The following is an 8,248-nucleotide window of genomic DNA, read 5'->3' as shown; positions in this document are numbered from 1 at the left end:
TTTAGTGTTCGAAGATTTAAACGTAAAAGCGATGCAAAAGTTCAATGGTAGTATGGTTGCAGATAACGTGATGGGTTTGATCACTCAGCTTTCAAAGTATAAAGCTGAGCTAGAAGGCAAGCTCTATCATGAAATAGGTCGTTTTGAAAAATCCACTGGAATTTGTTCGGAGTGCGGGCAACGCCATGTTTTAACATTGAATGATAGGCGTTTTACTTGTACGGCTTGCGGAGCGTATCAAAGCCGCGATCTAGCTGCTGCTAAAAGCATAGCTAGTAAAGGTGAATTAGATATAATTGCGGCTGGAATCGTCGCAAGGGTAACACCCGCATCTCAGCAGAAACAATCTGTTAAAACCAAAGTCTTCGAATTATCGAAGTTGGATTTTGGATCTGAGAAAAAAGAAGCTGCCTAGCTGTTAAGCTAGACTGTAGAAGCCCTGTGATCAGAGTGAATCGATGTCGCTGGGTAGTTCACGCTGTGCTCCAGCGAGTGACATCCGACTACCTTCCCTCTTATTCAATGGTGCTTTAGGGAGGGCTTTTATCCTCTCTGAAAGAGCATATAATTCTAAAGGCTCAGCACTTGGTTCAGGCATGACGCTACCCTTAGGCAACATTATTAAGGCACCAGCTGACTCAATACCTGACACTTCTAGTAATGCAAATGAATCGGGGTGGTCAACTTGCGGATCTTTTGCTAATAATTTGCGCGCGTTTTCTTCGGGTAAAAGATTATCAAAAAAGCTCTGAACAGGACGTTTAGTACCTGTGTCTAATGTCATTTCATTTTGAATTGGTATATCCGGTAACAAGGGGAAGTTTTTATCTGAGTTAACCCACTCTTGTGCATATTCAAATGCCCAAAAACCATTCACATCTTTAATTCACCCATTTTTTTGTACTTACAAATACTGTGAACGATCTATTCATTATCAACTATCTCATTAATGCGTTTGATTAGTTTATTTTGTGCTGAAGTATCTGATGGAGGCAGCGCAAAGTCTATTTTCATTTCAATACCAAGTGACTCCATCAAATCAAACAACCTGCTTACGGACAATGAACCACTCCCCTTTTCAAAGTCACCTACCGTATTGATACTATTGCCCGAAAATTCTCCAATTGTTTTTTGGTCTAATCCTTGGCTTTTTCTAACCGCAGATATTAATTTACCTAATTGCTTTGCTGAACTAACAGATATTTCCATTTTTAGCTCCAAAATTCACAGATAATTGTGAATAATAGAGGGATATAATCAATAGGGCAAAAAATTCACAATATTTTGTGAAAAATATAGAACAGCAGTCAAAAAACCAAAAACTCACAATATATTGTGAAAAACTGCAATTCATATAGATACCACAAATTGACTAGATAGACTCACAAGGAATAGAATAATAGTTACAATTTAGGAAAGAACTTAAAAAGGATTTTTATGTATGAATAAAATTAGAAGTTTATCCCATCTAATGGTTTTATTAACCACCTAAAAATATTGGCTAAAAAAACTCCAAATTCAGTGCTGCAGAACTCGCTTGAATATACGCCAAATACTGATGTCGCGGATCAGAAAATTTGATCCGGATATTACCGCTTTTAAACGTTATTTAAACAAGATTAGCGTTATTGCTAATGAATTACTTATGAGATTTGGATTAGTTAGTGGAGGCGCTTCAAGTATTACTAGCGAACTACAATTTTTGAAAATAAATAGGGTTCTAAAGCCTAAGGGTTTGATGTGTGCATAACAAATTGAGCTTCTAAATTGTTTAGTAGCTCAAAAGTGTTGATATAAGTTACTTTGAAGTGCTCACAAATGTTTGGGATTAAGATTTTTCTCTTGATCTTTTTGTCGAGCTTTTCGTGGGTAACTATCACTGATCCAGTTGTTATAGCTTTAGCAATTAACCAAGGGTCTGCCCCTCTCAGAAACTCTTCATGTGTTCCGTCTTTCATCTCGGTTAGAGACATTACATAATTCACCACATTTGCGAAGGCAAGTTGGGTTGCTTCATCATCATTAGATTCAAACAAATCTGGATGTTCTTTAGCCCATATCGCGAGTTCATCATTACCGTTGATCAGCTCTTTCTTTATGAATTCGATACTTGAAACGCCGTAATGCTTATTTGATCGCAATAACCACTGCCAATAGCCCGGACAAATTGTCATCGAATAGTATCGATTTTTCGCTTCAATAAATGTATTTGCATCTAGCAAGTAATTCATAAGGCAAGTTTGCTCGCGTACGTTTTAATTTTATTAGGTTGAATTCCCAATAAGCTCCCTGCATCCCGAAGTAGCATCCGCCCACTCATTGCTTCTGCAACAACTGCACTAGAAAATAAAGCACTGTTACGGGCACCCGCAGTAATGTTAAAGTCTCCTCCGCTGTTTTTTTTGCGTCTAAACGCTTTCATTTCACGTTGGTAAAATTCCCTATAAGTATCAGAGTCTATAGCGTTACAGTCGAAAGCCCGTTTAGCCACAACGAGTTTACTAACGTGAAATCTAGAACTAATTGCTACAACATTGTTTAGTAGGCTAACTAGCGGATTCCACATTTCATGGAATTCTTTCTCAGGGACTAAAAATTCGCCAGCTACAGCATTGCAGAACTTTTCTTCCTCAGCGTGTTCGTTGCCAAGATCAGAAACCCCACTACTGCCTATCCAAAGATGAGCTAACTCATGAATAAGTGTAAAAAGTCTTGCGGCTGGCGCGTCAGAGCTATTTATGAATATTACAGGCGCTAATTTGTCGGAGATGGCAAAGCCTCGAAACTCACTAACTTCGAGCTTTCTTCTGGTGTTATTACCTACAATGCCACTTCTCATAACAAGAATGCGGGAGTTTTCAGCAGCGTTGATTAGTTGACGTTGATAGTCTTCCCAAGAGCCTTTTTGAGGCAGTGGAACTCCTAATTCACCTCTTATGTCTTGAGCAACATCATAAATAGTATTTTTTGTAGAAAAGCGACCGACAAACGGCAATTCCTCTTCGCCAATTTGTCGCAAATACTCTTTATACCATTGTTGTTTATACATTACCTGCTTAATGATATCTCTCATTTCAACAGATACTTCATCACGATGCTTGTTACCTATAGTTCTGAGATCAGGTATAGGTAGTTCTTCTTTAGGAGGGTTAACTAAAAACAGGTAACCAAAAGGAATATTAGTGGCGCTTGCAATTTTCTGGGCTTGAACAAATGTTGGCTTAGATGTTCCAGCCTCCCATTCAACTACGCGTTCAACCTTTTTAATCCCTAATTTTTGAGCAAAGTCCTCCTTGCTTAAGCCGGCTCGTTGCCGTGCCCAAGTTACAAGTTGGGGATTAATTAATGCTTGCGTTGCCATGATCTCTACTACTTAATTTATTGTAACCACAATACATATTATAGGCGGTATTGTACATAATTTGTTATATTAGTCGCTAGCGGAATCAAGCAATTCGCCCGTTTCAAGGAAGGAGCCAGCTTAATCGCTGGCTCATCACAAGAGTTATAGTTTAGTATCAAGCGGTAATTCAGTGAAGCTCATGTCTTTTAAATGGTAATCGTATAAGTATTTACCTTTGTCTTTAGGGTTTTTGTAATACTTTTCGTTGTATTCGCTCTTATTTTCTTTTTCCCATTCCTCAAAAAATACGTATCGCAGTTCGCTAATATTCACACCATCATCAAAAGTTTGGCCAGTAATAAATTTATGCACTTTACCTTTATAAATAACTATATGAGAACCTGCGTACACACTCCTACTATAATCCCAATTACCTGAACTTAATTTTCTTGGGTGATACAAGTAAACATCATCCCCCATGTAACCGCTCATTAAATGCAACGAAACAAACTTTCCACTTGCCTCAAAAGTTACATATGCAGACTTACTTTCTTGATCATATGAAGAAACTCTTCCAAGCCCAAGGTATTGTCCGCAGGTACTCAGAACAAGAAGCAAATTTTCACATTGATTTTTGTTTTTATAGTTGATGATTCGCTGAGTATTTGTAGTCCTTTCTGACTCTATTTCAAGCCCTTTCTTGGCAGCAATTTCATCAAGCTTTTTCGAAGCTCTAGCAATAATACCTTCAGGGTTTGCAAGTACTGATTGGTCTACATTTTCAACTTTAACAATAAATTGGGCGCTCTTAGCTAAAGGCTCGTTTTCAATGATACTATCATTAATAGCTGTACTGGCTGCTCCAGTAAAATCTAACATTAACAACTGACCAAAAGCCATAACACTCGAACCAGGTACTTTGCGAGTCCCTGACTTTCCGTCAGCACTATCCATAAACTTATTGCTGCCAGCTAAGCGCATTGTTGTTTTTGCAAATGAGTCATTCTCATTTGCTTGAAAGTTATTAAACACGATTGGCTCTTTTGTTGATGAACAAGCTGATAAAGTTAATGCCATGACTGAAGCTAAAGCTATTTTAGTTATATTTTTCATAGATTTTTTCTTTTGTCCCGAAAGTAACTCTATCGTACTTTATTATTTATATTGCGCAACTTTATAATCACTAATCATTACGGAAGTAGCATGCCAATGGTCTCGGCACATATGAACAATCAATATCATCTGCATTTATAATACTTCTTGTTTCGATAGCCCTCTCAGCCAGTTCAGCGTCAACAGCTCTTTGTGTTGTTCTATCAACAGCGTTTTCTCGACCTTCATTATTAAGCATTCGACCAGAACCAGTCAGCTTATCAAGGTCTTGATCAAAATCAGCAATACCAGACTCGATCATTATGTTAATCCATTCGCTTAAATCAATTTTATTCCAGTCCAGGTTAGACAGTTGTTCAGGGGTTAACCCCGGACAATTCCTTAATTTTGAACCATCAACTTTTTCAGTTGTATATTCTTCTAAGTCATGGCCAAGCATTGGGGATGCTTGTTCCATTATTATTCGAGATAGGATAGAGTCATAACAACAATAATCTTGACGACGTAGATAACAGACACCTAAAGCATCTTCAGCACAGTATTTCTTACCCACGGGAATGCATTGTTTCGTAGCCAGCCTAACTCCCATATCCATTTCATACCCGTGGCAAGCAGTGAGCAAGTTCAAAGCGAGTTTAATATATTGATACACCATGTATGCAGCATATACATAGCCAATTACCGCTAAAGCTTGACTTGCCCCTTCTGATAGCACCACTGTAGATACTCCATCCTCAACGGTTTTTTTCATTAATGCCTGTGCTAACTCCTCTGGAATCGAATCATAAATGTAGCTCATAACCATCTGCTGTAGTTCTTCAATAGCTTGATCAGATAAAATATCCATTGCGGCCCCAGATGCATCAACCACCTCCCCTGCTGCATTACCTGCCGCAGTACTTGCCGCATCAGTAAATACTGTAGACACTGAAGACCAGGCGCTTGAAACAGCTTCACCAGCAGTTGTAGCTGCATTAGCAATAGGCTCTCTCAGGCTCTGATAGCCGCCTACTACAGCATTGCTGGTTCCATCTAGTCCAGCCACAAATGCATCAGCTTGAAGCATGCCATAAGCAGCTTGTGCATATTCATAAATATCAACACCATCAGGAGCCTCACAACAGTCATTACCTAAACCACTTGGCTCCCAAGAACAAAATTTGCCTTCACCTTCAAAAATAGTGCACGTTGATGGGTCTGTAGGATCTTCGCAGTTCATCCCATCCTCCATATGCTGAATTACTGTTGCCATAGCAAGAACATCTGCGAATTGATCATTAACCTCCCTATTTGATGTTTCACAATTCCCTCCAACACAAGGCAATGTAGCCGCACAGGTATTCTGTGTTACGGAGCTTGTTACTGTCGAAACAATTTCTTCATCACATTGATACTCAATAGTGTAAGCGAAGCAAATATCATCGGCGTCATCTCGCTCCCAAAGCCATCCTTCAGCACATGTTCTTTCAATTTCTTGGCATTGCGTATCAGTTTGGTAGGTAGCGCAGTGGTTTGGTTGAGATTCTATCTCATCCCAGGAATAACATTGGAATTCATCCTCTATCCCTGCTGCTTTTTCTTCCTCAGTGGCTCTCCGAGTTACAATACAGTAATCTTCACCTTTAGTAGGATCACAGTTGTATCCATCAAGGTTAACTCTCCAAGTTTTATTTCCTGTATCACCATTATAAAAAGGAGGGACTGTTTCTAATATTTCTGGGGGTAATCCAACGCTACCAACTTCGATATTTGTATAGCTATCAAATTTACAAAAACCTTCGAACCGGCTCTCAGCATCACCACTGGTGGTGTCACTAAACCCTGCTAAGCCATTGCTTTCCTTTAGCTCACTTTCAATCGCATCATAGCAACCGGCTGGATATTGCTTGTTTTCCCCGACTTCACCCGTAAACCTGTATCTTACTTGAGCGTTCAAAATCCATTTTGTGTCACCACCATCATCAGTTTTATCTTCAACTTGGACAATACCTTTTAAACCATTTGCACATGTTGGCGCTTGCAACTCTCGAATCCAAGTACTTTCATCAATGCTTCCATCTATAGTGGTGTTAGACCAAACACCAAGGCCTACCCTATTAATATTAGTATTATTAACTGTGCAGAAGTCTTCAAAACTTGGGCCTTCAAATTTCAACTCTGTTGCAATTGAATCAGTTGGGGCTATTGTCTTAGCAGTTTGCTGCTTTAGATCAAATTCTACTGTTAAAAATTGCTTGCCCTTACCCGCCATTTGAACAATTACGTCATATGCAACTGGTGTAGCTCTTTCAACTTCGCAATATAAGCTATTGCTTGCAAGTGGTTGCATACATAAATGATTTGTTGACTGTGTTGATGTAAATTCACGTGTTATGTCAACTGACTCATCTGTGCATGACGATAACCATGATCCGGTACCGTCAAGGGCATCATTCACTTCATTAAATCCGTAATTGAAAATACTGCTTCTTGGGTTTATTTCTGGAGGTTTATTGTCATTCTGAATTGATTGAATTGTTTGGTATACAGTTGCATCACTGGCAGTGCCTGTTTTCAAACTGTTTATTTTAGTTGTTCCTGAAGCATAAAACTCTGTCTCATTACCATAGTGACTGTCTGCATCAAATGTTGTTTGAGAGTGATTTAGCTCTGAGCTAGTGTACTCGTTTTGATTAGAAACATGCTCAGTAACTTTTGATTCATCAATAGTGCCCACATAATTACCACTATCATCTTTTGTAAGCGAAACTCCCCCATTACTATAATTTGTAATTAAACCTCCACTAGCATTAGTCGATGGAACAACAGCTGACTTTGACATGTCTCTCGCAACATTTACGCTATCTTCAATCCGCTGCTGTGCATTGTCACCAAAATTACCATAAGCAGACAAATCAACTGTTCTAGATGTCTGTGGGGTTAGGTAGTATTTTTGTATTATTTCATTTTCACGATTTGGATTTATGACTGTTTGATTTGGGTATTTTAATAACGTTTGATTTAAGCGCTGATCATCGGAGCGGTTATTTGTTGGATCATCTGTTTTGTATTTTTGTTTAATTTGGTCAAACCGCTCCTGTGCAGCAATAGCTTTTTCAAATGGAGTGGCAATCGCGAGTAACCCTGCCCATACCCCAATTGCTGATACAGTAATGGTTTGACCAACCATGCTTGCAATGATTGTATATCCGGTTAATTTTTTCTTAAAACACTTCATTCAACATAGAGCCATGACAATTGATTTGAAGCTATTTTAAAATCTATATTTCCATCTAAATCTGAATTTTAATTAGATTTTTGACTAAAACTTACTTTTTTAGTTTTCTCACAGTTTTATCGAAAATTCACCGAGAAAACCCCGTGATCAGAGCGAAGTGATATAGCGGGGATGAATCTGTATCGCCCCTGCTCTTGAATATATTTTCGTATTATCTCTGCACTAGCATTTCTTACAGAACACACAAAGTATCCATCAGACCAAAACGTTTTCTCTTTCCAAAATTGGTTTTTGAGGTAAGGAAATGATTTCCAGATTTTAGCGGTTGTGGCTTGCTTAATCCTCCTTGCGTGCTGGCCTACTGAATATCGAGTGCCGATTGTAATCAGCATATGAAAAAGACGCTCAGATACAACTACAGGCTAAACCCTACGCCAGAACAAGAAGTTAAGCTCATTGAGTTTGGTGCGACAGCGCGTGGCATTTGGAATCTGTTGTTGTCTGAAAATATGCGTCGATATGAATACGATAAAACATTCCTGTTTTACAAAGATATGGCTTCTCTCCTCAAGGAA

9 protein-coding genes are annotated in these 8,248 nt (G+C 38.7%); 2 read left to right on the top strand and 7 right to left on the bottom strand.

Annotated elements, in window-relative coordinates; translation table 11 throughout:
- On the top strand, positions 1-415 hold a 415-nt coding region (locus tag BIZ38_RS21355; RefSeq protein WP_187491256.1), incomplete at its 5' end, for a zinc ribbon domain-containing protein.
- A 30-nt stretch (positions 416-445) separates the two neighbouring features.
- Here the strand turns inward: BIZ38_RS21355 and BIZ38_RS21350 are convergent.
- The 7 genes from BIZ38_RS21350 to BIZ38_RS21320 form a co-directional block, all read right to left on the bottom strand.
- A complete protein-coding gene (locus tag BIZ38_RS21350; RefSeq protein WP_316247592.1) occupies positions 446-877 on the bottom strand; it encodes a HipA N-terminal domain-containing protein in 432 nt (143 codons plus the stop codon).
- A gap of 47 nt (positions 878-924) precedes the next feature.
- A complete protein-coding gene (locus tag BIZ38_RS21345) occupies positions 925-1,209 on the bottom strand; it encodes a helix-turn-helix domain-containing protein (protein WP_187491255.1) in 285 nt (94 codons plus the stop codon).
- A 518-nt stretch (positions 1,210-1,727) separates the two neighbouring features.
- The gene (locus BIZ38_RS21340) at positions 1,728-2,231 is read right to left on the bottom strand and encodes a DUF4411 family protein (RefSeq protein ID WP_187491254.1); all 504 of its coding nucleotides are present in this window, start codon (positions 2,229-2,231) and stop codon (positions 1,728-1,730) included.
- Positions 2,228-3,361 (bottom strand): XRE family transcriptional regulator, encoded by a 1,134-nt coding sequence (locus tag BIZ38_RS21335; RefSeq protein WP_187491253.1) that lies wholly within the window; start codon positions 3,359-3,361, stop codon positions 2,228-2,230. The genes BIZ38_RS21340 and BIZ38_RS21335 overlap by 4 nt, the downstream gene beginning before the upstream one ends.
- Positions 3,362-3,505: 144 nt before the next feature.
- Positions 3,506-4,456: a hypothetical protein gene (locus BIZ38_RS21330; protein WP_187491252.1), complete on the bottom strand. Its 951-nt coding sequence runs from the start codon at positions 4,454-4,456 to the stop codon at positions 3,506-3,508.
- 70 nt (positions 4,457-4,526) lie between these two features.
- Positions 4,527-7,673 (bottom strand): conjugal transfer protein TraN, encoded by a 3,147-nt coding sequence (gene traN, locus BIZ38_RS21325; RefSeq protein WP_187491251.1) that lies wholly within the window; start codon positions 7,671-7,673, stop codon positions 4,527-4,529.
- Between the two features lie 116 nt (positions 7,674-7,789).
- Positions 7,790-8,065, bottom strand: coding sequence for a transposase (locus tag BIZ38_RS21320; protein WP_262387642.1), 276 nt, complete (start codon positions 8,063-8,065; stop codon positions 7,790-7,792).
- On the opposite strand from BIZ38_RS21320, the gene BIZ38_RS21315 reads away from it, so the two are divergent.
- On the top strand, positions 8,066-8,248 hold a 183-nt coding region (locus BIZ38_RS21315), incomplete at its 3' end, for a helix-turn-helix domain-containing protein (protein ID WP_187491250.1).

The organism is Pseudoalteromonas sp. BZK2, assembly GCF_014349195.1.
GTDB lineage: Bacteria > Pseudomonadota > Gammaproteobacteria > Enterobacterales > Alteromonadaceae > Pseudoalteromonas > Pseudoalteromonas simplex.
The sequence above is the reverse complement of the archived record's forward strand: the minus strand, read 5'-3'. Positions and strand labels throughout refer to the sequence as shown.